This window comes from Actinacidiphila glaucinigra (genome assembly GCF_900188405.1).
GTDB lineage: Bacteria > Actinomycetota > Actinomycetes > Streptomycetales > Streptomycetaceae > Actinacidiphila > Actinacidiphila glaucinigra.
The window spans coordinates 160,177-182,918 of the sequence record NZ_FZOF01000017.1; the positions used below are offsets into that span (position 1 = coordinate 160,177).

At 73.2% G+C, this 22,742-nt stretch carries 22 protein-coding genes and 1 pseudogene; 15 read left to right on the forward strand and 8 right to left on the reverse strand.

Annotated features, from left to right (window positions below; genetic code table 11):
- Positions 1-6 precede the first annotated feature (6 nt).
- Complete coding sequence (locus CHF15_RS28105) at positions 7-1,002, reverse strand: N-acetylglucosamine kinase (RefSeq protein WP_089226678.1); 996 nt, start codon at positions 1,000-1,002, stop codon at positions 7-9.
- A gap of 205 nt (positions 1,003-1,207) precedes the next feature.
- Between CHF15_RS28105 and CHF15_RS28110 the strand changes: the two genes are divergently transcribed.
- The 5 genes from CHF15_RS28110 (at position 1,208) to CHF15_RS28130 (ending at position 6,749) form a co-directional block, all read left to right on the forward strand.
- Positions 1,208-2,158, forward strand: coding sequence for a MurR/RpiR family transcriptional regulator (locus CHF15_RS28110; protein WP_089226679.1), 951 nt, complete (start codon positions 1,208-1,210; stop codon positions 2,156-2,158).
- A 49-nt stretch (positions 2,159-2,207) separates the two neighbouring features.
- Complete coding sequence (gene murQ / locus CHF15_RS28115; protein ID WP_089226680.1) at positions 2,208-3,104, forward strand: N-acetylmuramic acid 6-phosphate etherase; 897 nt, start codon at positions 2,208-2,210, stop codon at positions 3,102-3,104.
- Positions 3,105-3,289: 185 nt separating this feature from the next.
- Positions 3,290-5,704, forward strand: coding sequence for a SpoIIE family protein phosphatase (locus CHF15_RS28120; RefSeq protein WP_089226681.1), 2,415 nt, complete (start codon positions 3,290-3,292; stop codon positions 5,702-5,704).
- Positions 5,705-5,807: 103 nt separating this feature from the next.
- Positions 5,808-6,182 (forward strand): DUF488 domain-containing protein, encoded by a 375-nt coding sequence (locus CHF15_RS28125; RefSeq protein WP_089226682.1) that lies wholly within the window; start codon positions 5,808-5,810, stop codon positions 6,180-6,182.
- 186 nt (positions 6,183-6,368) lie between these two features.
- Entirely contained in the window at positions 6,369-6,749 is a 381-nt protein-coding gene (locus CHF15_RS28130) for a thioesterase family protein (RefSeq protein WP_089226683.1), read from the forward strand.
- Between the two features lie 31 nt (positions 6,750-6,780).
- Here CHF15_RS28130 and CHF15_RS45100 read toward each other — a convergent pair whose 3' ends face one another.
- The gene (locus CHF15_RS45100; protein ID WP_018557743.1) at positions 6,781-6,954 is read right to left on the reverse strand and encodes a hypothetical protein; all 174 of its coding nucleotides are present in this window, start codon (positions 6,952-6,954) and stop codon (positions 6,781-6,783) included.
- A gap of 134 nt (positions 6,955-7,088) precedes the next feature.
- On the opposite strand from CHF15_RS45100, the gene CHF15_RS28135 reads away from it, so the two are divergent.
- Positions 7,089-7,400 carry a hypothetical protein gene (locus CHF15_RS28135; RefSeq protein WP_089226684.1) on the forward strand — a complete coding sequence of 104 codons (312 nt, stop codon included), beginning with the start codon at positions 7,089-7,091 and terminating at the stop codon, positions 7,398-7,400.
- A 15-nt stretch (positions 7,401-7,415) separates the two neighbouring features.
- On the opposite strand, the gene CHF15_RS28140 is transcribed toward CHF15_RS28135, so the two are convergent.
- Complete coding sequence (locus tag CHF15_RS28140) at positions 7,416-8,201, reverse strand: SDR family NAD(P)-dependent oxidoreductase (protein ID WP_089226709.1); 786 nt, start codon at positions 8,199-8,201, stop codon at positions 7,416-7,418.
- Positions 8,202-8,339: 138 nt separating this feature from the next.
- Here CHF15_RS28140 and CHF15_RS28145 point away from each other — a divergent pair, with 138 nt between their 5' ends.
- Positions 8,340-9,308 (forward strand): LysR family transcriptional regulator, encoded by a 969-nt coding sequence (locus CHF15_RS28145; RefSeq protein WP_089226685.1) that lies wholly within the window; start codon positions 8,340-8,342, stop codon positions 9,306-9,308.
- Positions 9,309-9,342: 34 nt separating this feature from the next.
- Here CHF15_RS28145 and CHF15_RS28150 read toward each other — a convergent pair.
- Positions 9,343-9,787, reverse strand: a pseudogene (locus CHF15_RS28150) (hypothetical protein).
- A gap of 258 nt (positions 9,788-10,045) precedes the next feature.
- Between CHF15_RS28150 and CHF15_RS28155 the strand changes: the two are divergent.
- Positions 10,046-13,762 carry a S8 family serine peptidase gene (locus CHF15_RS28155; RefSeq protein WP_089226686.1) on the forward strand — a complete coding sequence of 1,239 codons (3,717 nt, stop codon included), beginning with the start codon at positions 10,046-10,048 and terminating at the stop codon, positions 13,760-13,762.
- Between the two features lie 112 nt (positions 13,763-13,874).
- Here CHF15_RS28155 and CHF15_RS28160 read toward each other — a convergent pair whose 3' ends face one another.
- Positions 13,875-14,480, reverse strand: coding sequence for a TetR/AcrR family transcriptional regulator (locus tag CHF15_RS28160; RefSeq protein ID WP_179279997.1), 606 nt, complete (start codon positions 14,478-14,480; stop codon positions 13,875-13,877).
- 327 nt (positions 14,481-14,807) lie between these two features.
- Here CHF15_RS28160 and CHF15_RS28165 point away from each other — a divergent pair, with 327 nt between their 5' ends.
- Both CHF15_RS28165 and CHF15_RS28170 read left to right on the forward strand, forming a co-directional pair.
- Positions 14,808-16,244 carry an aldehyde dehydrogenase gene (locus tag CHF15_RS28165; RefSeq protein ID WP_089226688.1) on the forward strand — a complete coding sequence of 479 codons (1,437 nt, stop codon included), beginning with the start codon at positions 14,808-14,810 and terminating at the stop codon, positions 16,242-16,244.
- A 249-nt stretch (positions 16,245-16,493) separates the two neighbouring features.
- Positions 16,494-16,697, forward strand: a complete 204-nt coding sequence (locus tag CHF15_RS28170; RefSeq protein ID WP_089226689.1) for a hypothetical protein — start codon at positions 16,494-16,496, stop codon at positions 16,695-16,697.
- A gap of 67 nt (positions 16,698-16,764) precedes the next feature.
- Here the strand turns inward: CHF15_RS28170 and CHF15_RS28175 are convergent, their stop codons facing one another.
- Complete coding sequence (locus tag CHF15_RS28175; RefSeq protein WP_089226690.1) at positions 16,765-17,472, reverse strand: TMEM175 family protein; 708 nt, start codon at positions 17,470-17,472, stop codon at positions 16,765-16,767.
- A 188-nt stretch (positions 17,473-17,660) separates the two neighbouring features.
- Here CHF15_RS28175 and CHF15_RS28180 point away from each other — a divergent pair, with 188 nt between their 5' ends.
- From CHF15_RS28180 to CHF15_RS28190, 3 genes are all read left to right on the forward strand, one after another.
- Entirely contained in the window at positions 17,661-18,095 is a 435-nt protein-coding gene (locus CHF15_RS28180) for a VOC family protein (protein WP_089226691.1), read from the forward strand.
- Positions 18,096-18,211: 116 nt separating this feature from the next.
- The gene (locus CHF15_RS28185) at positions 18,212-19,117 is read left to right on the forward strand and encodes a LysR family transcriptional regulator (protein ID WP_089226692.1); all 906 of its coding nucleotides are present in this window, start codon (positions 18,212-18,214) and stop codon (positions 19,115-19,117) included.
- Positions 19,118-19,185: 68 nt separating this feature from the next.
- Positions 19,186-20,055, forward strand: coding sequence for an alpha/beta fold hydrolase (locus tag CHF15_RS28190; RefSeq protein ID WP_089226693.1), 870 nt, complete (start codon positions 19,186-19,188; stop codon positions 20,053-20,055).
- Between the two features lie 29 nt (positions 20,056-20,084).
- On the opposite strand, the gene CHF15_RS28195 is transcribed toward CHF15_RS28190, so the two are convergent.
- Positions 20,085-20,693 (reverse strand): CGNR zinc finger domain-containing protein, encoded by a 609-nt coding sequence (locus CHF15_RS28195; protein WP_220093336.1) that lies wholly within the window; start codon positions 20,691-20,693, stop codon positions 20,085-20,087.
- 180 nt (positions 20,694-20,873) lie between these two features.
- Between CHF15_RS28195 and CHF15_RS28200 the strand changes: the two genes are divergently transcribed.
- Positions 20,874-21,734 (forward strand): DUF427 domain-containing protein, encoded by an 861-nt coding sequence (locus tag CHF15_RS28200; protein WP_089226694.1) that lies wholly within the window; start codon positions 20,874-20,876, stop codon positions 21,732-21,734.
- 43 nt (positions 21,735-21,777) lie between these two features.
- Positions 21,778-22,500, forward strand: a complete 723-nt coding sequence (locus tag CHF15_RS28205; protein WP_089226695.1) for an SDR family oxidoreductase — start codon at positions 21,778-21,780, stop codon at positions 22,498-22,500.
- A gap of 75 nt (positions 22,501-22,575) precedes the next feature.
- On the opposite strand, the gene CHF15_RS28210 is transcribed toward CHF15_RS28205, so the two are convergent.
- A partial coding sequence (locus CHF15_RS28210; protein ID WP_143681648.1) for a zinc ribbon domain-containing protein occupies positions 22,576-22,742 on the reverse strand: 167 nt, incomplete at its 5' end.

Below are 22,742 nucleotides of genomic sequence, written 5' to 3' on the forward strand. Positions count from 1 at the left end.
TCGCTCCTAAGCAACAGCCGGCGGGATCACCGGCGTGGTGGGGACAGTGGGTGACGTCGTCCGGCGGACTCGGACGACGTGGGGTTCGTGCGGCACGGTGGCGTCCCGTGCCAGCAGGCGAGCGCCGTCCAGCGGGTCCCCGAGCGGGGGCCGCGGGTCCAGCGGTCGCGGGGAGGCCTCGAGCGCCGCGCGCAGCGGCGCCATGAGCGGTTCGCCGAGGCCGGTCAGCCCGCCGGTGACGGTGACGGGCAGGATCTCGCCGCCGATCCGGGCCGCGGCGGCGAGCACGGCCTCACCGAGTGCGGTGGCGGCGTCCCGGACGATCACGCCGGCGACGGGGTCGCCGGATGCGGCGGCGTGGGCGACGTCCGGGGCGAAGGAGGCCGCGGTACGGGCGGGGTTGCCGCCGGCGGCCAGCGCGGCGGGCAGCGTGTCCGGGTCGCCGAAGCGCCGGGTGGCCGCGGCCAGCAGCGCCGTGTACGGTCCGCGGGCGTCGTGGGCGCGGAGCGCCGCCCGCAGGCCGGTGACGCCGATCCACGCGCCGCTGCCCTCGTCGCCGAGCCACGGGCCCCAGCCGTCGACGCGGGCGTACGAGCCGTCCTCGCCGATGCCGATGGCGACCGAGCCGGTGCCGATGGCCAGCACCACGCCCGTACGCCCGCCGAGGGCGCCCGCGTGTGCGGTGACGGCGTCGCTGGTGACGGCGACCTCGTCCGCGGGCAGGTCCTGCAGCAGCAGCTCGGCGAGGGCGCGGGCGGCCTCGGGGGCCGCGGCCGCTCCGGCGGCGCCCACGCAGACGGCGGCGAGCCGGCCGGGAGTGTGCCGCTCGATCAGCGGCAGGACGGCGGCGAGCACCGCGCCATGCGCGGCCTCGACACCCCCCTCGGCTGCGAGTCCGGGTGCCCCCGGAACCTCGTGGACGGGGCCGGCGGTGCCGTCCGTGCTGATGAGCACGGCACGGCAGCCCGTCTTCCCCAGGTCCACAGCCACTGCTGCTGTCATGCGGCACGCCCTCGTGTCGTACGGGATCCGGCACGGCGGGTGGTCACGGTCGGCGGTGACCGGTGCGGATCGCGGTGCAGCGAGTATCGGAAGGCAGACCTCCGTATGTCAATAAGTAACTTCACGAAATGCATCACGTAAATTTTTGACGCAGCCGACGGGGCGTGGTTACGCTGACGCCACCCACTCAGGAGGGAACCCATCCATGGCCTCCCAGGACCCGACCCGCACCTCCGCGCAGCCGGCACAGGAGACCGCCTCCGGCGGCGACACCCTGGCCCGCATCCGCGCGGCCCTGCCCGGCCTGGCGCCCTCCGAGCGGCGGGTGGCCGAAGCCGTCCTGGCCGATCCCGCACAGGCCGCCGAGCTGTCCATCAGCGCCCTCGCCGAACGGGCCACCACCTCGGTCGCCACGGTCATGCGCTTCTGCCGGACGATGAAGCTGGGCAACTACCCGCAGCTGCGGCTCGCGCTGGCCGCGGCCGCGGCCCGCGAGCACGCGCTCGGCGGCGAGCGCCCGACACCGGGCACCGACATCAGCGCCACCGACACCCTCGAGCAGATCGTCCAGAAGATCGTCTACAACGAGGTCCGCGCTCTGGAGGACTCCGGGGCCGGACTGGACATCGAGGCGCTCGGCCGGGCCGTGGACGCCGTTGCGGGAGCCCGGCGCGTGGACATCTTCGGCGTCGGCGCCAGCGCCTTCGTCGGGCAGGACCTGCACCAGAAGCTGCACCGCATCGGCCACATGGCGTTCATCTGGACCGACCGCCACGCGGCCCTGACCGCCGCCGCCCTCCTCGGCCCCGGCGACGTGGCACTGGCCGTCTCCCACTCCGGGGAGACCGAGGACACCGTCGAACCCCTCCAGGCGGCCGCCGAACGCGGCGCCACCACCATCGCCCTCACCAACGTCCCGGGCTCGACCCTCGCCGACAGCGCCGACCTGGTGCTCGCGACCTGCGCCCGGGAGACCCCCTTCCGGTCCGGCGCCACCGTCAGCCGGATCGCCCAGCTCGCCGTGATCGACTGCCTGTTCGTCGGCGTCGCCCAGCGCTCCTACGACGCCACGACCGCGGCACTGCAGAAGACCTACGGAGCCGTGCAGCGCCGCAGGCGCCCGCAGCCCCAGCGCCGCACCCCGGCCGACGACTGACGGCCGGCCCCGCACCACACCCCAGCACCACCGAAAGGACGACCGCGCCGTGGACCTCAGCACACTCGGCACCGAGACCCGCAACGAGCGGACCGCCGAACTGGACCGCATGCCGGTCTCCGAGCTCCTCACCGTGATGAACGCCGAGGACCAGACCGTCGCCCTCACCGTCCGCGAGGCGCTCCCCGACATCGGCACCGCCGTCGAGGCCATCACCGAGTCCCTGCGCCGCGGCGGCCGCCTCATCTACCTCGGCGCCGGCACCAGCGGCCGGATAGGCCTGCTCGACGCCGTCGAGTGCCCGCCGACCTTCGGCACCGCGCCCGAGCAGGTCGTCGGCCTGCTCTCCGGTGGCCCCGGCGCCTTCATCGTGGCCGTCGAGGGCGCCGAGGACGAGCCCGCCCGGGCGATCGCCGACCTCGACGAGATCGGCGTCAACGAACGGGACACCGTCGTCGGCCTCGCCGCCAGCGGCCGTACCCCCTACGTCATCGGCGGCCTCCAGCACGCCGCGACGCGGGGCGCCGTCACCGTCTCCGTGGCCTGCAACCGCGACGCCCTCGTCAGCCGCTACGCCGACATCCCGATCGAGGTGCCCACCGGCCCGGAGATCCTCACCGGCTCCACCCGGCTCAAGGGCGGCACCGCCGAGAAGATGGTCTGCAACATGCTCTCCACGGCGTCGATGGTCCGCGTCGGCAAGGTCTACGGAAACCTCATGGTCGACGTGCGCGCCACCAACAACAAGCTGGTGGACCGCGCACAGCGCATGGTCGTCCAGGCCACCGGGGCCGACCCCGACACCGCCGCCGAGGCCCTGACCGCCGCCGGCGGCCACGCCAAGACGGCCATCGTGATGCTGCTCACCGGCGCCACCGCCGAGGAGGCCGCCCGGCGCATCGAGCAGGCCCACGGCGACACCCGCACGGCCGCCGGCCAGGCCTGACACCGCCGTACCGCCGGGCCGGGGCGGCCCGGCGGTACGCGTCCACTCACGCCACGGGCGCCACATCCGGAACGCCGACGTCCGTGTAGGCCCCGGTGATCGGGGGAATCTGCCGCACATCGCGGCAGTTTCCCCCTGGGGAGGCGAGCCTCCCCACACACGGCCAAGGACGAGACGATCCCGACATGCACGCAGCGGAATCGGGGGGCACACACGGCGGAGCGGCCGCGCACCAGGGCGCGGTCATCTCCGTCGACCCCGACGGCCGCGTCGACGGCTGGAGCGCCGGAGCCGAGAGCATCCTCGGCTACCGCCGGGACGAGGTGATCGGCCGCCCCGCGCTGGACCTCGTCGACTCCGACGCCCGCCGGGCCCTGGCGTCGGGCCTGACCGACCGCCGCTGGGCGGACCGCGCCGTGTTCCGGGACAAGGCGGGCCGCCCGGTGGAGGCCGACGTGCTGATCCGGCCGGCGTCCGCGGACGGAAGGTCCACCGTGTGGTTCGTCAGCGGGCCGCGCAGTCCCGCGGCGGGCGAGGACAGCGGCGACGCCGGCGACCGGACCGAAGCCGACGGCATGGTGGAGCGGGCCTGGTCGCAGTCGTCCGCCGCCATCGTCGTGTGGTCCCCGGGCCTTCGCCTCCTGTGGGCCAACGAACGCACGGTCCGGCTGTTCGGCGCCGACGTCGACCGGATGCGGGGGCGGCTGCTCACGGAGATCCTCACCCCCGACAGCCAGCACTACGCCGTCGAGGAGGCGCTCCGCCGCGCCCGCGACACCGGCACGACGCAGTACGTCGTCACCCACGAGCAGGTGCCCGGCGAGAAGCGGCCCCACGAATGGGCGATCCACATCGACCCGCTCCGGGACGAGGACGGCACCCTGGTGGGGCTCTGCTCCATGGCGCGCGACAACTCCGCGGAATTCTGGGCACGCCGGCGCCTGGTCCTCCTCAACGACGCCCGCCGCAGCATCGGGCTCTCCCTCGACGTGGGCAGGACGGCCCAGGAACTCACCGACCTCGCGGTGCCCGACCTCGCCGACGTCGCCATGGTGCATCTGCTGCCGCAGGCACTCGGAAGCGGCGGTACGGCCTCCCGCGACCCGGTGGAGGTCCGGCTCGCGGCCGCGAGCGGGCGCGAGTGGCCCCTCCCCCGGCCGGACCGCCTCCCCGACGACCCGGGCACGCCCCCCTGGCACGTCGTGGACCGGCGGTCCCTGCCCGGCCGCGCGCTGTCCGAGCGGCGGGCCGTACGGGTCGACCTGCCGCACGAGGCCGCGATCTGGGCCGAGCGCGAGGGCGGCTTCGACCGGGACGCGCGCGGCGGAGCCGTCTGCGCCCCCCTGACCGCCCGCGGCAGCACCCTGGGCGTGGTGACGTTCCTGCGCCGCGGGGCGGCGTTCGACTCCGACGATCTGCTGCTCGCCGACGAACTGGCCGCCACCACCGCCATCTCGATCGACAACGCCCGCACCTACCAGCGCGAGCACAGCACCGCCCTGACCCTGCAGCAGAGCCTGCTGCCCAGGGAACCGCCCGCCCAGAACGCGGTCGACGCCGCGTACGGCTACCGGCCCGCCGACCTCGCCGCGGGCGTGGGCGGCGACTGGTTCGACGTGATCCCGCTGTCCGGCGCGCGCGTCGCCCTGGTCATGGGAGACGTCGTGGGACACGGGGTGCGGGCGGCCGCGACGATGGGCCGCCTGCGCTCGGTCGTACGCACCCTCGCCGACGTCGACCTCCCCCCGGAGGAGCTGCTCACCGGCCTCGACGACATCGTGAACCGGCTGGACCGGGAGACCCAGGCCAACGCCCCCGATCCGGAGGTCGGGGCGTCCGTCCTCTACGCGGTGTACGACCCCGTCTCGCGCCGGTGCCGGATGGCCCGGGCCGCCCACGTCGAACCCCTGCTGGTGCTGCCCGACGGCACCAGCCACCTGGTGGAACTCCCCGACGGACCGCCCCTGGGGCTGGGCGGGCTCCCCTTCGAGTCGGTCGAGCTGACCCTGCCCGACGGCTGCCTCCTGGTCCTGTTCACCGACGGGCTGGTGAAATCCCGGCAACAGGACCTCGACGAGGGGATCGCCAGGCTCCAGGCGTCCCTGGCCACGGCCTCGTCCTCGATCACGGCGGTCTGCGAGGACATCATGGACGCCCTGCTGCCCGAGGGCGGCAGTGACGACGCCGCACTGCTCGTCGCACGGCCCCGCGCGCTGGCCGCGGCCGACGTCGCCCACTGGGACGTACCGGCCGATCCCGCCGCCGTCGCGGCGGTGCGCGAGGAGGCGAGCGCGCAGCTCGCGGCCTGGGGACTGGAGGACCGGGCATTCGCCACCGAGGTCATCGTCAGCGAACTCGTCACCAACGCCCTGCGGCACGGACGCGCCCCCATCCGTCTGCGGCTCATCAGGGACCGTTCCCTGATCTGCGAGGTCACCGACGGGAGCAACGCGGCCCCCCACCTGCGCCGGGCGCGCACCTACGACGAGGGCGGGCGCGGGCTCTTCCTGGTGGCGCAGCTCTCCTCCCGCTGGGGCAGCCGGCCGACGGAATGCGGGAAGACCATCTGGGCGGAGCAGCAACTGGACCAGGCCGGCTGAGCCCTGCCGCCGCCCTTCGGAACTCCGGACGGGCCGCGGCGCCGCACCGCCGATAGAGTGAAGATCACGGGGGCCGGGCGACCACGGGAAGGCGGCGACGGCCATGGCCGGACGGTTCGGCTACCGGCGGATCTACGAGGACGCCTTGGCGCAGGAGGGCAAGCGCGTGCTCGTCGACCGGCTGTGGCCGCGGGGCGTGAGCAAGGAGCGGGCCCACCTGGACGAGTGGCTCCGCGACGTGGCGCCGTCCTCCGACCTGCGCCAGTGGTACCACCACGACACGGAGCGCTTCCCCGAGTTCCGCGACCGGTACATCGCCGAACTGGAGGACTCCGATCACCGGCCCGCCGTCGAGCACCTGCGCGACCTCGCCGCCCACGACAGGGTCACCCTGCTGACCGCCACCAAGGACGTCGACCACAGTGAGGCGGCCGTGCTCGCCGCCTGGCTGGACTCCGCGGGGGCCGCGGGCAGGTAGTGACTCGGCCTCGCGTCGACCCGGTGGTCCGCCCGGACGTGGCGTTCGGGGAAGCGGGCCGGTGACGGGTGACGGGCACCGTTCGCAGGCCGCTCTTCCTCGTGTCCCCGCCCGCGCGCCACATCGGGGCGCCAAGCTGCTGCCCGACCGCGTCCCGGACGCAGAACAGCGCGCTAGCGTGGACGCATGCGCCACGTAGTGACCGATGCCGACACCGCCACGACGGCGGGCAGCGGCGACGTACCCGTGCTGTCCACACCCCAGCTCATCGCCTGGATGGAGGCGGAGACGGTGCACGCCGCGGCACCCTTCACCGCGGTCGGCCAGACAACCGTCGGGACGGCGCTGCGCGTCGAGCACGTCCGCGCCACGCCGGTCGGCGGCAAGGTCGACGTCTCCGCGGACCCGCCGCCCTCCCCCACCGGGCGCCGCCTCACCTTCCGGGTCCGGGCCGTGGACGACACGGGCCGGCTCGTCGCGACCGGCGAGATCGACCGTGCCGTCGTCGACCGTGAGCGTTTCCTGGCGGCCGCACTCGATCCGGAGCACCCCGACGAGGCTTCCTGACGGGGGCCCGACGCCGGTGGGCGCGTGGGGGTCAGTGCTTGAAGACGTCCTTGGTCCTCTCCTTCGCGCCCCGCATCTTGCCGCGCGATTCGAGGGCCGCGCCCTTGGCCGCGAGCTTCTCCTTGTGCATCGCGTGGGCCGCCTTCCGCACCGACTTCCCGACGACCTGCTCCATCTTCGCCTTGGTCTTCTCTCCCGCGCTCATCTCGGCACCTCCACGACCTCTCACCGGCCGCGTGCCCGTGCGGCGGTGACCCAAACCCCCTGCCGCGAGCACCCGGAGACGCGGGTTCCGGGCCGTATGATCTTGATGGAGGCGCTCGTCGCGGACAGGGGGGCATGATGACGTGGCGGCTGATGCGGGGCGACACCGTGATCGGCAACCTCGCCGACGACGGCTGTGACATGCCGTTCTTCCTGCTCCGCTTCACGCCCGAGCCGGGTTGGGAGGCTGTCAGGCCGCGGTTCGAGGCGCTGGCGGCGGCCGTCGGCTGCACGGACCCCGACGGCAGACGACTCGTCGCCGCCGTCAAGGCGTTGCAGGACCTGGAGCTCACCCTCGAGGACGTAGAGGGCCGCGAGGCCTCGCTGCGCGTCTGGCGCAACTGCTTCCTGCACATCTGGGGAACGGACGCCAGGTTGCGCTACTGAGTCCGCTCCGCCAGGTCAGAGCAGCGAGGCGGTGACCTCGGCGAGGCGCCTGCGGTACTGCGCGTCGTAGGCCTCGGCGGCCGCACTGGCCTCCTTCTCGCCCTCGAAGTAGCGGCCGGTGACGCCCGCCGTCTCCGGCGCGTCGACCAGGCGCCGGGTGGCGGCGACGCCCTGCTCCAGGGAGTCGACCACCTCCATCCCCGAGCGCCGGGACATGGCGGTGGGCATGAAGGTCGCCGGGTGGACGCTGTTGACGGTGATGCCGGTGCCGGAGAGTTCTTCTGCGAGGTCGAGGCTGTGGCAGATGAGCGCCAGCTTGGAGCGGCAGTAGGCGGCGACGTCGGTGTAGCCGCGGGTGAGTTCGGGGTCGTCGAGGTCGAGCGGCTGCTGGCCGATGGAGGCGACGTTCACGATCCGGGAGGGCGCCGCGCGGTGGAGCAGCGGGAGGAGCTCCCGGGTCAGCACCACCGGTGCCAGGTAGTTGACGGCGAGGCGCAGTTCGTGTCCGTCGGCGGACGTCTGCCGACTGGTGCCCTCCGCGTGGAAGCCGACACCGGCGTTGTTGACGAGCACGTCCAGCCGGTCGTGCCGGGCGGCGATGCCGGCGGCCAGGCGCCGGACCTCGGCGAGTGAGGAGAGGTCGGCCCGATGGGGCTCGCCGCCGGTGGCCGCGGCGACCTCGGCGAGGCGCTCGGGGTCGCGGCCGTGCAGCAGCAGGGTGTGCCGGCCGTCGGCGGCGAGGTCCTCCGCGAGGGCGCGGCCGAGCCCGTCGGACGCTCCGGTGATGAGGATCGTGGCCATGTCGTACACCTTTCGGTTCCGGGGGCACGGGGGTGCCGCCCGGTGAAGCGGGGGGGTGACGATCCGCCCGTTGACCTGCGGCGGAACGTTTCCGACCCTAGGTCGCACATCCATCAGCGGGCCAATAGGATCGTCGACATGGCTCATCAGAATGCCGATGGCAAGGCCGTCCCGCCGGACGACGGGGCGGCCTCCGCCCCGCCTCCCGGCGCCCCACTGGACCTCGGGCTGCTGCGCACGTTCCTGGCGGTCTACCGGGCCCGTTCGCTCACCACGGCCGCGCGGACGCTGCGCGTCTCGCAGCCCACCGTGACCGCGCAGGTGCGCGCGCTGGAGCAGCAGCTCGACCGGCAGCTCTTCGAGCGGCTCCCGCGGGGCGTGGCCGCCACCTCCGTGGCCGACGAACTGGCCGGGCGGATCGCCGGACCACTGGACGCGCTGGCCGAGGTCGCCCACCGCGGACGTCCGGGCCCGGATGCGCCCCACGAACCGGTGCACCTGGCGGGGCCCGCGGAGATGCTGTCCGTCCGGGCGCTGCCCGTCCTCGCGCCGCTGGCGGCCGGGGGCGTGCTGCTGCGCGTCACCACCGGCCTCGCCGAGGACCTGCTAGAGGGCCTGCACGGCGGCCGCTTCGACCTCGTCCTGTCGGCGGTGCGGCCGCGCGGCCGCTCCCTGGCCGCGGTGCCGCTGATGGACGAGGAGTTCGTGCTGGTGACGACGCCGGAGTGGGCCACCGGGATCGGACCGCTCACCTGCGACGACCCGGGCCCGCTGCGCGAGGTCCCGCTGGTGGCGTACGCGGAGGACCTGCCGATCCTGCGCAGGTACTGGCGCCATGTCTTCCGCACGCGCCTGAGCGCCCGGCCCGCGGTGGTCGTCCCCGACCTGCGCGGCGTGCTCGCCGCCGTCGTCGCGGGCGCGGGCGTGACGGTGCTCCCCCGTTACCTGTGCGAGGCGGAACTGGCGTCCGGCGCGCTGGTGGAGTTGCTGACGCCGGAGGATCCGCCGATCAACACCGGCTTCCTGGTCGGACGGGCGGGCGCCCCCGCCCGCGCGCCCGTCACCGCCGTACGTGAACGGCTGCTGGCGGCGGCCCGCGACTGGTGACGCCGAACCTCCGGTCGCCGCAGTGTGCGTGACGTTACGTCAACTGTCGCCCCGACCGGGGGTCCACCAGGAGCACCACGCGCCCGACCGCGGGATCGAACCCGAGCACGGGGTTGCCGTAGTCGCCCTCGGGCGAGATCAGCACCGGCTTGCGCAGACGGCGGCCGATGGCCCGGAGGAAGGCGCACAGGACGTCCACGCCCCTCTGGCCCCGCAGTTCGCGGAGGTCGACGTCGAAGCCGACTTCGCCGGCCGAGATGAGCCGGAAGATCGCAAGCACTCGGAACCGGCGAGACGTGCAACGTCGCCGTCTCCGCGCCCTCCTGACGCACCAGGACCTCCGCGGCCCGGGGCAGCCGCGCGGCGGCGCCTCCCTCCACGTACGTCCACGCCCACCCGCGTGCCCGGACGAGATCGAACACCGCCTGCCGGTCCTCGGCCGTCGTGCCGGGCACGCACACGTCCGGAAGGCTCCCCATCAGGTGGGGGTCGAAGAGGTCCTGGACGTCGTCCCACAGCAGATCCGGCACTGCACCGTGCTGCCCGCCGGCAGATCCCGGCCGCACCCCTGTTTCGCCGTGTGCCCCGACCCCCGGTCGTGGCGGGTCTTGTCGGCCGGCTCCGCGGTGACACAACTGTGCCATGGCACAAGAGCGACGCCTGGATCCCTTGAGCGGGGGCACGGCCGCCTCGAAGATCAATGGCCGTCCACTCTTCACATGGCTTGAGGAGTTCCCTTGCCCACGGTTCACATCCCCCGGCCCAGGCCAGGGGCGATCGCGCTCGGCGTGGTCGCCACCCTGGCACTCGGGGTCATACCGGCCACGGCCGCCGTATCCGCGGACCACGCCGGTCGCGGGCCCGCCGCCGGTGCCGCACAACGCTCACCCGGCAACGGCGGCACGCACACCGTCACCCTGATCACCGGTGACAAGGTCACCATCGGCACCGCGCCCGACGGCACCGTCGTCCGGTCCTTCGAGGGCGTGAACGGGACCACCACCGGTTTCCACCGCGCCGTCGTCGACGGGGCCACGTACGTCTACCCCGACGCGGTCCTGCCCTTCGTCGGCGCCGGCACGCTGGACAAGCAGTTGTTCAACGTGACGAAGCTGATCGCCGACGGTTACGACGACGCGCACTCCGCCCGTCTGCCCCTCATCGTCGGCTACACCGACGCCGCGGCCCGGTCCCGGACCCAGCCGGCCATGGCCGGTTCGAAGGTCGTCCGCCGGCTGGACAGCGTCCAGGGCGCGGCCGTCACCCAGGACCGCGCGCAGGCCTCGAAGTTCTGGTCCGCGCTCACCGGGGGTTCCGGTGCCGCGGCCCGCTCGGCGAAGCCGTCCTTCGCGGGCGGGATCGCCAAGATCTGGCTCGACGGCAAGGTGAAGGCCGACCTGGCCGACTCGACGGCGCAGATCGGCGCGCCGGAGGTCTGGGCGCAGGGCAACACCGGAGAGGGCGTCAAGGTCGCGGTACTCGACACCGGCGTGGACGCCGAACACCCCGACCTCGCCGACCGGATCGACACCAGTACCAGCTTCATCCCGGACGAGCCGGACACCCTCGACTACCAGGGTCACGGCACGCACGTCGCCTCGACGATCGCCGGTACGGGCAGCGCGTCGGACGGCAAGGAGCGGGGTGTCGCCCCCGGTGTCCGCCTGGACATCGGCAAGGTGCTCAACAGCGAGGGCAGCGGCCAGGAGTCCTGGATCATCGCCGGCATGGAATGGGCGGCCCAGGACCAGCAGGCCAGGATCATCAGCATGAGCCTGGGCGGCGGCGGTGACCACACCGACCCGATGAGCCAGGCGGTCGACCGCCTCAGCCGCGAGACCGGCGCGCTGTTCGTCATCGCCGCGGGCAACAGCGGCCCGCACTCCATCGGCAGCCCCGGTGCGGCGGACTCCGCGCTGACCGTCGGCGCCGTGGACTCCGCGGACCGGCTGGCCGACTTCTCCAGCACCGGCCCGCGCGCGGGCGACGCCGGGCTGAAGCCCGAGATCACCGCGCCCGGCGTCGACATCCTGGCGGCCCGCTCCCACTACAAGCGGGGCTCGGGCTACTACACCACGATGAGCGGCACTTCGATGGCGACGCCGCACGTCGCGGGCGCCGCCGCGCTGCTGGCCGCCGCCCACCCGGACTGGACGGGCCCGCAGTTGAAGGAGGCGCTGGTCAGCAGCGCCAAGGCCACCCCGTCGTACTCCCCGTACGAGGCCGGTGCCGGCCGGCTCGACGCGCCGGCTGCCGTCCGCGCCTCGGTCTTCGCGACCGTCAGCGCCTTCTCCGGCTTCTACCCCTGGCCCCAGAAGTCGGGTGAGACCGACGTCCGGAAGGTGACGTACACCAACACCGGCGACGCACCGGTCAGCCTGGACCTGGCGATCGACTCGAAGGCCCCGGCAGGGCTGTTCACGCTCTCCGAGGACAGGGTCACCGTCCCGTCGCACGGCACGGCCTCGGTCTCCCTGACCGCCGCGCTGGACCGGCTGCCGCTCGACCAGTCGGTCAGCGGCATGATCACCGGAACGGACGGCACCGGAACCGTCCGGGCCAGGACCCTGATCGGCGCCGCCAAGGAGGGCCGCCGGCAGACGCTGACGATCAACGCCAAGGACCGCTCGGGCAAGCCCCTGGCGGGCCGGGTCATGCTCACCGCCGAGGGCCTCTTCACGACGATCGACCTCGACGAGTCCGGCACCGGCACCGCGCGGCTGCCCGTCGGCACCTACAGCGGATGGCTCACCGCGGACGTCCAGGGGGCGGGCGGCCCGCACACCCTGGGCATGGCGTTGCTGGCCTTCAACGACGTGCAGATGGACCAGGACCGCACCGTCACCCTCGACGGCCGCAAGATGCGTCAGATCCTGGCGCGCGCCCCGCAGCAGACCACCGCCGTCGCCCCGCGCCTGGACGTCCACCGCTCGTTCGGCGACAGCCTGGTCGAGTCCTCGATGCTGCCCAACGAGACGTACGACAGCATCTGGGCGCTGCCGACCGGCAGGAAGGTCACCGACGGCGAGTTCGAGTTCGGTGCCCGCTTCCGCCTGGAGCAGCCGGCACTGACCGTGGGCACGGCCTCCAGGACCTATGCCGACCCGCTGGTCAAGCGCGGGGCCGAGCCGCTGCCCGCCGGCACGCGGACGCTCACGGCGGTCTACGCCGGTGAGGGTACGGCCGCCGAGCTGGCCCGCCACAAGCCACGCGGCAAGGCCGTGGTGGTGCGGGGCGGCGACCCGGCCGGAATCCGGGCTCAGGCGGAGGCCGCCGCGGCGGCGGGCGCGCAGGTGCTCGTCGTCGTCAACGACGGCATCGGCCGGCTGCAGCCGTGGGACGAGTCCCCGTGGAGCCCGGAGAGCCCGGCCCCGCTGACGGTGGCGACCCTCGACGCCGACCAGGGCGCCGACCTGATCGCAACGCTCGGGCGCGGCACGGTCAGGCTGAAGGTCACCTCGAACCCCACGACGGACTACGTGTACGACGTGGTGCACCACTGGTCCGGTGCGGTACCGGCGGACCCGACCTGGCGCGTCACCCAGCGCGACCTGGGCAAGGTCAACGTCTCCTTCCGCAACCACCGCCAGGGCAAGGCGCTGGAGTTCCGCCCCGACGTCTGGCGCGGTTGGGTGGTCGGCAACCAGCTCACCGCTCCCGCCCAGGGCGACCGGACCGACTGGGTCACCGCCGACGCCAGTTGGCTGGACGACGCCTTCATCGCGGGCGAGACGGGGCAGCACTCGATGGACCTCCTGCGCTACCCGGCCGAGAAGACGGCCGAGGTCAGCTGGTTCGGCCCGATCCAGCGGCCCCGGATGGGCCTCGGCTACCAGCCGGTCCGCTACCTCGACGGGGTCTACATCCCGGCCCCGGGCTGGGGCGACTCGGGCTCGGGCCACGTCGGCGAGGCCTACGCCAACTTCAAGGTGAAGGACTGGATGTCGCTCTACCAGGGCGACCGGCAGCTCGACTGGGGCAACGCCGAGTACCTGCCGGTCACCGGGCTCGCCCCCGAGCGGCTCCCCTACCGGCTGGTGGTCGACAACGACCGTGCGGAATGGACCGCCCCTTACTCGACGCACACGCTGACGGAGTGGAACTTCACCTCCGCGGCCACGGGCAGCGAGTCGGCGGTGTCCCTGCCGCTGATCCAGCTCGACTACGGCGTGGACACCGACAAGGCCGGCCGGGCCGACCGGCACGCCGGGCTGACGGTGACCGCCTCGCACCTGCCCGGCACGACCGCCGCCATCGGGAAGCCCTCGCTCGAGGTCTCCTACGACGACGGGAAGACCTGGCAGCGGGCCGGCCTGGACCGCAGCGGTGACGGCTGGCGGACGGGCCTGCGTGCCCCGAAGTCCGCGGGCTTCGCCACGCTCCGGGTCACCGCCCGGGACGACGCGGGCAACACCGTCTCGCAGACGATCACCCGGGCGTTCGGCCTGCGCTGACGCACCGACGCACCACCCGGTGGGCGGGACCGCGAGCAGCGGTCCCGCCCACCGGCGTTTCCGGCCGGATCCGGGCGCGTCCAGGCGCGTCCGACTGCGAGACGGCACCCTGTCAGCGGCCCCCGGGCGGAACGCCGGCGCCGAACGCGGCGACGGCGTCGAAGAAGCGGAGCGCCTGGCCGACGAATTCCTCCCGGGAGAACTCGAGGCCGCCGTCCGCCCAGTTGAGCAGGATCTGGTTGACCCCGCCGACCACGGCCACGGCCATCGCGGTCACGTCGGCGCCGGGGGCGTTCCAGTCCTCGCGGAGCAGGGACTCCACGAGCGAGGCGAGGCGGCGGAGGCCGCGGCGTCGTTCGGCGGCGGTGAGCGGCCCGCCGGCGAGGGACTCGACGAGTTTGATGCGGCCCTTGCGGGGGTCGTCGACGACGCCTGCGGCCAGGACGTCGAGCATGCCGCGCGCCCGGTCGCGGCGCGTGCCGGCCGCGGCGAGCGCCGCCTGGCACTTCGCGGCCTCGTCCCGCTGGATCTCCTCGAGGATCGCGGCGAGGAGTTCGTCGAGGGAGGCGAAGCTCTCGGTGAAGTAGCGGTCCGGCAACCGGCAGTGGCGGAGCACCGCGCGCATCGAGGTTCCGCCGTAGCCCCGTGCGGAGAACAACTCGGTCGCCGCGTCCATGATCCGGCGCCGCCGCGCCGCGACGCGCTCTTCGGCGGTCATGCCGCCGTACTTCCTCATGATCCGAGCCCGATCGCCGGTCCACCGTGTCCGCCGCCTGGTGGGACACGTCCGTTTGTATCCCGGGAGGATCCCCGTCGCATCCAGGTCAGGCGGGCCCGGATCGGATAATTGCGGCATCTGGGGGCAACTGTCATCAGATAGGAGTATTCTCGTCCATCAGTTGCGAAATGAAGACCTCACTCGCGGCGGAAGCCGCCTCCGGCCGCTCGACGGCCGGCAGGACGCACACGTACCGGCTTCGCGCCGCACCGATCATCGGAGGCCGGGTGAAGACCGGCCCGGCCGCGGCCGAGAGAAGTACCCGTCATGGATGTGAAACGCCTGTTCATCGGGGGACAGTGGACGACACCGGCCGGTAGCGGCACCATCACCGCCGCGTCCGCGGGCACCGGCGCCCGGCTGGGCTCGGTGCCCGAGGCCGTCGACGCGGACGTCGACGAAGCCGTGCGGGCGGCCCGCGCCGCCTTCGACGCGCCCGGCGGTTGGCCCGAGTGGGAGCCGGGGCGCCGCGCGTCGGCGATGCTGCGGCTCGCCGACGCGCTCGAGACCCGCGGCGGGCTGACGGCACGCACGGTCAGCGCGCAGAACGGCATGCCGATCTCCACGGCCCGGCCGTTCGAGGGGGCGGTCCCGGCCGCCCTGCTGCGCTACTACGCCGACCTCGCCACCAGGGCGCCCTCCGAGGAGCGCCGCGCCGGACTGCCCGGCGGCAGCACTCTGGTCCGCAGGGAACCCATGGGAGTGGTCACGGCGATCATGACCTGGAACTTCCCGCAGACCATCGCCTTCTTCAAGATCGCGCCCGCCCTCGCGGCCGGCTGCACCCTGGTGCTCAAGCCGGCGCCGGAGACCGTGCTCGACTCCATGGTCCTGGCGGAGGCGGTCGATGAGGCGGGCCTCCCCGGCGGGGTCGTCAACATCGTGCCGGGCGGTCCGGAAGTGGGCGCCCGCCTCGTCTCCCACCCCGGGGTCGACAAGGTGTCGTTCACCGGGTCGACCTCGGCGGGCCGGAAGGTCGCGGCCGCGTGCGCGGCACTGCTGCGGCCGGTGACGCTGGAGCTGGGCGGCAAGTCCGCCGCGGTCGTCCTGGACGACGCCGACCTGGACCCGCTGACCGAGCGGTTCTTCATGGCCGGCCTGCTGAACAACGGCCAGACGTGTTTCGCCAGTACGAGGATCCTGGCCCCCGGCAGCCGCTACGGCGAGGTCGTCGAGTTCTGCACGGCCATGGCGGGCGGGGCCGTCGTGGGCGATGCCCTGGACCCCGCCACACAGATCGGCCCGCTCGTCAGCGCCCGGCAGCGCGACCGCGTGGAGGGCTACATCGCCAGGGGTCTGGACGAGGGCGCCCGGCTGACGACGGGCGGGGGCCGGCCGGCCGGTCTCGACCGCGGCTGGTTCGTGGAGCCGACCGTCCTGGCGGACGTGGACAACGCCTCGGTCGTCGCGCAGGAGGAGATCTTCGGGCCGGTCCTGACGATCACGTCGTACGACGGCGAGGACGAGGCCGTCCGGCTCGCCAACGACTCGGCGTACGGCCTCGCGGGCACGGTCTGGACCGCCGACCCCGAGCACGGCACGAGCGTCGCCCGGCGCATCCGCAGCGGCACCGTCGGGATCAACGGATACGTGCCGGACATCGGCTCCCCGTACGGCGGCATGAAGTCCAGCGGCCTCGGACGGGAACTGGGCCCGGAGGGACTCCAGGCGTACCAGCAGTTGCAGTCGGTCTACCAGCCGTGACGTCCGCGTCATGCCGCGGGGGCCGCCCCCGGCCGGAAGATCGTCACCTGCTTGACAGGTGACGATGGCTGTGCGAACGTCGGCATCAGCCGCGGTGGTATCCGACTCCGCCGATCCCGCACCGGAGGGTTCCCGTGAAGGTGCTCAACGTCATGAAAGTGGCCACGGTGGCCGTGGCCATCGTCACCGTCGCCTGCGGGTGTTTCCTCCAGGTCTTCTGAGGACGACACAGCGAGAGAGAGGACCGGCATGCCGAACACGCAGCAGGCCGTCAAGGTCGTGAAGGTGGTCGTGGCCGCGGACAGCGGCGCGGCGACGCGGCGGGCCCGCTTCGGCGCCCTGCCCGAACGCGTCCGGCCGGAGGACACCACCGAAGTGGTCCCCATAGTCGAGCGCTATCCGTCGCAGGACCTCTACGACCCCGAGAAGTGGCTCACCTGCAGGTGGGTGTAGCCGCGGGCGCCGCGCCCCCGGTCGGACTCTCGTCCGCCCGGGGGCGCGGCCGTGGGTCCGCCGCGGCTCACCGCCGCCCGGCCACTCCCAGGAGCCTGCCGAGGGGCCCCTCGTGGAGGCCCTCGCAGGTGAGGGCGTGGTAGAGGATCACCACGGCGATGCAGACCACTCCCACCGCGGGGCCGATGAACCAGCCGCCGATGCCGCAGACCACGTACATGGCGAGACCGGTCAGCGGCCGGATCCTCTGCGTCTGGAGGTAACGGGGCGACACCCCTGGCTGCAGCAGCTCCGGATGGTCCCGCAGATAGGTGAACACCCCCCACCACGGAGCCGACATGACGGCCGCGACCAGCGCGTACAGGACCACCGCGACGCGCTGCCCGTGAGGGTTCCCCTCGTCGCCGAGGGCGTCCCCCAGCACCGCGGTGGGGAACGGCACGATGACGGCGCTGAAGAGGATGGCGAGGTTGATCCACAGCAGGCCGACGTCCATGCGCCGGATGCGGCGGAACAGCCCGTGGTGGTTGAGCCAGATGACGCCGACGTAGACGAACGAGACGAGGAACGCCACATAGGCGGGCCACGCGGCGGCGAGCCCCGGCACGAGTTCACCGGGCCCGTGGTGCGGATCGTAGAGGTCGAGGACGAGCAGCGTGATCACGATGGCGAACACGGCGTCGCTGAAGCCCTCGACCCGGTCGGTGCCCGACAGGCGCATGCCGTCATCGGCGGCCGGGCTTGACGGAACGTCACGATCCGGTGGGTTTGCCATGGTGTGATCCTATGGACCGGGGCGCGGGGGCGATCAGAGGTCGCGCAGCATGTCGGCCCTGGGGCACCGGGGTACCGCGCGGCGGTCCGGCGCCTCCGGTGCGGGATTCCCTCTTCCTTCGCCCGCCATTCGAGCCGCGCATGCCCCATCGGTCGCGGATTCCCCGGGTGTTGATCAAAGATGGAGTGATGGACTACAGCATTGAGGTCATGATCGTGCCGGTGACGGACGTCGACCGGTCGTCGGCGTTCTACACCGAGCGCGCCGGGTTCGCCCTCGACGTCGACTACGCCCCCGCCGACGGCTTCCGCGTCGTACAGCTGACGCCGCCGGGGTCGGCCTGCTCGGTGCAGATCGGCGTCGGCCTCACCGATGCCGTCCCGGGGTCGCTGCGCAACCTCCACCTGGTCGTCGACGACGTCGAGCGGGCCCGCCGGGAACTGGCGGAACGGGGCGTCGCCGTCGGCGAGGTGCGGCACAAATGGCCGGTCGGAGAATGGCGGGGCGGCTTCCGGCCCGGGGTGGACCCGGAGCGCCGCGACTACGCCAGCTTCGTCGGCTTCGCCGACCCGGACGGCAACACCTGGGTGGTGCAGGAGCGCGGTTTCCACCGGGCGGCATGAGCCCCGGGAAGCCGTGGAGGCCCTCGGGAGGCCTTTGGGGGCCTTGGGGGACCGCCGTAACGCCGGGGCGGTTTTCGGCTTATGTACGTTTCGAACAGTTCGGATAGATTTTACATATGGCGACACTGCGGGCACTGGAGTGCCTGGTGGCCCTGGTCGACGAGGGTTCGGTCACCCGGGCCGCGGCCTCCCTGCACATGTCCCAGCCGGCGCTCTCCCACCAGGTCGCGGCGCTGGAGCGGGAACTCGGCACCCCCGTCGTCGAGCGGCTGGCCCGCGGTGTGCGGGTGACGGCGGCCGGCCGCGCCGCGGCCGACGAGGCACGGATCGCACTGGACGCCGCGGCCCGGGCCGTCCGCGTCGGACGGCAGGTCGGCGCGGGCAACGGCGGGCGGCTGCGGATCGCCTGCGCGGAGACCATGACCGCGTGGCTCCTGGTGCCGGTGCTGCGGCGCTGGCGCGCGCGCCGGCCCGGGGTACGGCTGGAACTGACGGAGTTCACCAGCGCCGACCGCATGGTGGAACACCTGATGAACGGCGCGACCGACCTGGTCGTGGGCCCGGAACCCACCGCGACCACGGCCCACGTCGAGGTGCTGGGACGGGAGGAGATCGTGGTGGCCACCTTCCCCTCCCATCGGTTCGCCTCGCGAGGGTCGGTCGCGGTCGAGGAACTCGCCGACGAGCCCTTCGTGCACTACGACCCGGACAACGGGATGGCGGTCTGGGTGGACCGGTTCGTCACGGAGCACCAGGTGCGCCTCAGTCCCGTACTGAGGACCCGCAGCCCGCGCACCGCCGCCCAGCTCGCGGGCGCCGGCATGGGGGTGAGCCTGGTGCCGGTCTCCGCCCTGGCCGGCCGGCCCGCGGCGGTCGTCCGGCGGCTGGAGCCGCGTGTCCACCGCGAGATCGTGGCGCTGACGCTGACGCCCTCGGACGCCCTGGTCCGGCGGTTCGTCGCCGACCTGCGCGGCCGGGGGCTCCCCGAGGTGGACACGGCCGCCGCTCTCCCGACCGCGTAGGCCCGCCCGGCGGTCCGTCGGTGGTCACCGGATACGCAACCCGATCACAGCGCCCAAGGAGGCCCGAGATGACCGGCACCGTCCACTACCGCACCGTCGAGGTCAACGGCCTGGAGGTCTTCCACCGGGAGGCCGGTGACCCCCGGGCCCCCGTCCTGCTGCTGCTCCACGGGTTCCCGACGAGTTCGCACATGTTCCGGAACCTGATCCCCGCCCTCGCCGACCGCTACCGGGTGATCGCGCCCGACCACATCGGCTTCGGCCAGTCGGCCATGCCGGCGGTGACGGACTTCCCGTACACCTTCGACGCCCTCACCGAGGTCACCTCCGGGCTGCTGGAACAGCTCGGCGTGGACCGCTTCGCCATGTACGTCCAGGACTACGGCGCCCCGATCGGATGGCGTCTGGCGCTCGCGGACCCGCGGCGGGTCACCGCGATCGTCAGCCAGAGCGGGAACGCGTACACGGAGGGCTTCGCGAGGCCCTTCTGGGACGGCCTGTTCGCCTACGCCGAGGGCCCGAACCCCGGGACCGAGGCCGCGGTGCGCGGCGCGCTCACCCTCGAGGTCACGCGCTGGCAGTACCTGAACGGGGTGGACGACCCGAGCCTGGTCAGTCCCGACAACTGGGTCCACGACCAGGCGCTGCTGGACCGCCCGGGCAACGCCGAGATCCAGCTGAGCCTGTTCCGCGACTACCCGCGCAACGTCGACGCGTACCCGGCGGTCCACGAGTACTTCAGGAACTCCCAGGTCCCGCTGCTGGCGGTGTGGGGCGAGCGCGACGAGATCTTCGGGCCCGACGGTGCCCGCGCCTTCCGCAAGGATCTGCCGGACGCCGAGGTCCACCTGGTGGAGTCCGGGCACTTCGCGCTGGAGAGCCACCTGGAGACGGTCGCGGAGCACATCCGCGGCTTCCTCGGCCGGGTTCCGACCTGAGCCACGGGACGCCGCCGGGGCCGGGCGGCTCAACCGGCCGGGATGCGGCCGGCGCGGCTGCGTTCGTAGTGGCGGGCGACGCGCGTCCGGTTCCCGCAGATGTTGCCGGTGCACCACTTGCGGCGCCGGTTCCCCGCCAGGAACAGCATCGAGCACTCCGGGTTGGCGCAGCGCCGCAGGAGCGCCAGCCGGCCGGGACTGCCGAGCAGCGCGACGGCCTCGGCCGCGATCACGGCGAGGGCGGCGTTCCCTCCGTACTCGGTGTGCCGCCGGGAGGTCTCCCGCAGGCCTTCGGGGGTGACGACGAGCCGGGGGCTGACGGGCGCGGAGGAGGCCGCGGCATTGATGTCCTCCACCGCGACGGGGTCGACGGGCCGGCCCTCCAGATGGGCGTCCAGCGCCTCCCGGACGGCCGCGCGGAGCCTGCGGGTCGCCACCGGATCGGGGGCCGGTCCCGGTGGGAGCCTCCTCGCCTGGATCCCCCACCAGGCGGCGGCCGCGGCCGGGGTCTCCAGCAGGTCGACGGCCGGGCGGCGGGCGGTCATGACGGTGTCGGCGAGGTCCAGCACGACCAGGGGCTCGCCGCCCATGGGGAAGCCCGCGGCCTGCAGCTCCTCGATCCCCACGTGAACACTCACGCGCCAACGGTATCCATCAGGACACGGGGAATCCAACGGGTCCCGGACCGCCGGAATCGCGAGGCCTTCGAATTACGAGGCACTCGCATCCACAAGACGAATCCTTGATCGCTTGTCCGGCACCGCTAACGGTTCTAGCGTCGAAGTATCCATTACAACGCCCACGAGGAAGGAAGAGCCATGGGACTGTCCTGGCAGCAGGGGCCGCTCTCCACCACCCGGATCGGACACTTCCTTGTGCCCGAGCCGCTTCCCGAGCGGATGCTCTTCGCCGAGCGCCTGCGACGCCGCATGAGGGTTCGGTTCGCGGGCGAGTGGATCGCCGACAGCGAGGACGTGGTGCTGCTCCACGAGCCGGGCCGCTACCCGGTCGCGTACTTCCCGCGCTCCGACGTCCTGCCGGAGGCGCTGGTCGCCGGCGACCACGTCACGCGGCACAAGGACCTCGGGGACACGGCCTGGTTCGCGGTACGGGCCGGCGGCCGGACGACCGAGCGCGCCGCCTGGGAACTGGTCGCGCTCCCGGACCACGCGGCCGACCTCCGGGGACGCATCGCCTTCGCCTGGCGGGCGATGGACGCCTTCTACGAGGAGGACGACCGCATCCTCGGCCACGCCGCCGACGCCTACCACCGCATCGACATCCGCGACACCTCCCGTCTGCTGGAGGTCCGCTCCGAGGGCCGTGTCGTGGCCCGTTCCGAACACCCCGTGGTGCTGTACGAATCGGGTTTCGCGCCCCGGTGGTACGTGCCGCGCGCGGACGTCGACCAGACGGCGCTGACCGCCGTCGAGGACCGGACCTTCTGCCCGTACAAGGGGATCGCCGACTACTACGACATCGGCGGCGTCCGGAAGGCGGCGTGGTCGTACCGCGACGCCTATGCGGAGGTCGGCCGCGTCGCCGACCTGGTCTCCTTCGAGCCGGACAAGGTCGAGGTCACCCTCGACGGCAAGCGGCTGGAACCCGAGCCGGGTCAGCAGGTCCTGCCGCACGGCGTGGACCGCGGCCTGGACACCGACGAGGTACGCCGCCGCTGACGGCCGCACACCGACACACGCCACGAGAACGAGGAGGAATCCCATGTCAGCTTCACTGCAGGACCGGACGGTCCTGGTCGTGGGCCGCGGCAGCGGCATCGCCCGGGCGGTCGTCGACGCGGCGCTCGCCGAGGGCGCCCGGGTCGTCGCCGCCGGGCGGACGCCGGGGGACCTGGAGGACGCCTACCAGGGCACGGACGTCACCGTACGACGGGTCGACCTCACCGACGAGGCCTCGATCGCCGCACTCGCCGAGGACCTCGGCGGCGTCGACCACGTGGTCTCCACGGCGTCCGCCCGGGCCCGCGGGAAGGTCTCGGAACTGGACCCCGAGGCGATCGTCCTGTCCTTCCGCACCAAGGTGGTCGGGCCGATCATGCTCGCCAAGCACTTCGCCCCGCGTATGCCCGCGGACGGCTCCTTCGTCCTGTTCTCGGGCGTGGCGGCCCTCGAACCCGACCCGGGCTTCCTCGCCGTGGCCGCGACGAACGGCTCGGTGAACACCGTCACGCGCTCGCTGGCCGTCGAGCTCGCCCCGATCCGCGTCAACGCCGTATCGCCCGGCACCATCGACACCGGCGCATGGGACGGGCTGGGCGACGAGGGCAAGTCCGAGTTCTTCGCCCGCCTGTCCGCGAGCAATCCCGCGCGGCGGATCGGCACGCCGCGGGACGTCGCCCAGGCCGTGGTGTTCGCGATGACCAACACGTTCATGACCGGGGTCTCGCTCGCCGTCGACGGCGGCCAGCCGCTGGTGTCAACTTGACCCGGCCCTGGCGGACCGGGCTTGCAGGTAGGTACACGACTGGCTGTCGTGTGCTCTCCCGCATCTGAGCCCCTGCTAGGCAGGGGCTGGGACGCGTGACGCACGCCCCGCAAGCCACGCAGCCTCGCCCTTACGGGCGATGTTGCGGGAAGCATTCAGGTCAGCGTGCGCAACGACGCCGCACGACCTGCACTCGAACCGGGCCTGTGAGGCCCGGTTCCTCTTGTCTGTGTACTGGCACT

What these genes read in the sequence shown, in the direction of transcription:
- CHF15_RS28185 (WP_089226692.1), top strand. Translation starts at nt 18,212, where the DNA reads ATGGCGACACTGCGGGCACTGGAGTGCCTGGTGGCCCTGGTCGACGAG.
- CHF15_RS28205 (WP_089226695.1), top strand. Translation starts at nt 21,778, where the DNA reads ATGTCAGCTTCACTGCAGGACCGGACGGTCCTGGTCGTGGGCCGCGGC.
- CHF15_RS28145 (WP_089226685.1), top strand. Translation starts at nt 8,340, where the DNA reads ATGGCTCATCAGAATGCCGATGGCAAGGCCGTCCCGCCGGACGACGGG.
- CHF15_RS28135 (WP_089226684.1), top strand. Translation starts at nt 7,089, where the DNA reads ATGATGACGTGGCGGCTGATGCGGGGCGACACCGTGATCGGCAACCTC.
- CHF15_RS28130 (WP_089226683.1), top strand. Translation starts at nt 6,369, where the DNA reads ATGCGCCACGTAGTGACCGATGCCGACACCGCCACGACGGCGGGCAGC.
- CHF15_RS28190 (WP_089226693.1), top strand. Translation starts at nt 19,186, where the DNA reads ATGACCGGCACCGTCCACTACCGCACCGTCGAGGTCAACGGCCTGGAG.
- CHF15_RS28110 (WP_089226679.1), top strand. Translation starts at nt 1,208, where the DNA reads ATGGCCTCCCAGGACCCGACCCGCACCTCCGCGCAGCCGGCACAGGAG.
- CHF15_RS28125 (WP_089226682.1), top strand. Translation starts at nt 5,808, where the DNA reads ATGGCCGGACGGTTCGGCTACCGGCGGATCTACGAGGACGCCTTGGCG.
- CHF15_RS28165 (WP_089226688.1), top strand. Translation starts at nt 14,808, where the DNA reads ATGGATGTGAAACGCCTGTTCATCGGGGGACAGTGGACGACACCGGCC.
- CHF15_RS28200 (WP_089226694.1), top strand. Translation starts at nt 20,874, where the DNA reads ATGGGACTGTCCTGGCAGCAGGGGCCGCTCTCCACCACCCGGATCGGA.
- CHF15_RS28160 (WP_179279997.1), bottom strand. Translation starts at nt 14,480, where the DNA reads ATGACCGCCGAAGAGCGCGTCGCGGCGCGGCGGCGCCGGATCATGGAC.
- CHF15_RS28120 (WP_089226681.1), top strand. Translation starts at nt 3,290, where the DNA reads ATGCACGCAGCGGAATCGGGGGGCACACACGGCGGAGCGGCCGCGCAC.
- CHF15_RS28170 (WP_089226689.1), top strand. Translation starts at nt 16,494, where the DNA reads ATGCCGAACACGCAGCAGGCCGTCAAGGTCGTGAAGGTGGTCGTGGCC.
- CHF15_RS28175 (WP_089226690.1), bottom strand. Translation starts at nt 17,472, where the DNA reads ATGGCAAACCCACCGGATCGTGACGTTCCGTCAAGCCCGGCCGCCGAT.
- CHF15_RS28105 (WP_089226678.1), bottom strand. Translation starts at nt 1,002, where the DNA reads ATGACAGCAGCAGTGGCTGTGGACCTGGGGAAGACGGGCTGCCGTGCC.
- CHF15_RS45100 (WP_018557743.1), bottom strand. Translation starts at nt 6,954, where the DNA reads ATGAGCGCGGGAGAGAAGACCAAGGCGAAGATGGAGCAGGTCGTCGGG.
- CHF15_RS28140 (WP_089226709.1), bottom strand. Translation starts at nt 8,201, where the DNA reads ATGGCCACGATCCTCATCACCGGAGCGTCCGACGGGCTCGGCCGCGCC.
- CHF15_RS28180 (WP_089226691.1), top strand. Translation starts at nt 17,661, where the DNA reads ATGGACTACAGCATTGAGGTCATGATCGTGCCGGTGACGGACGTCGAC.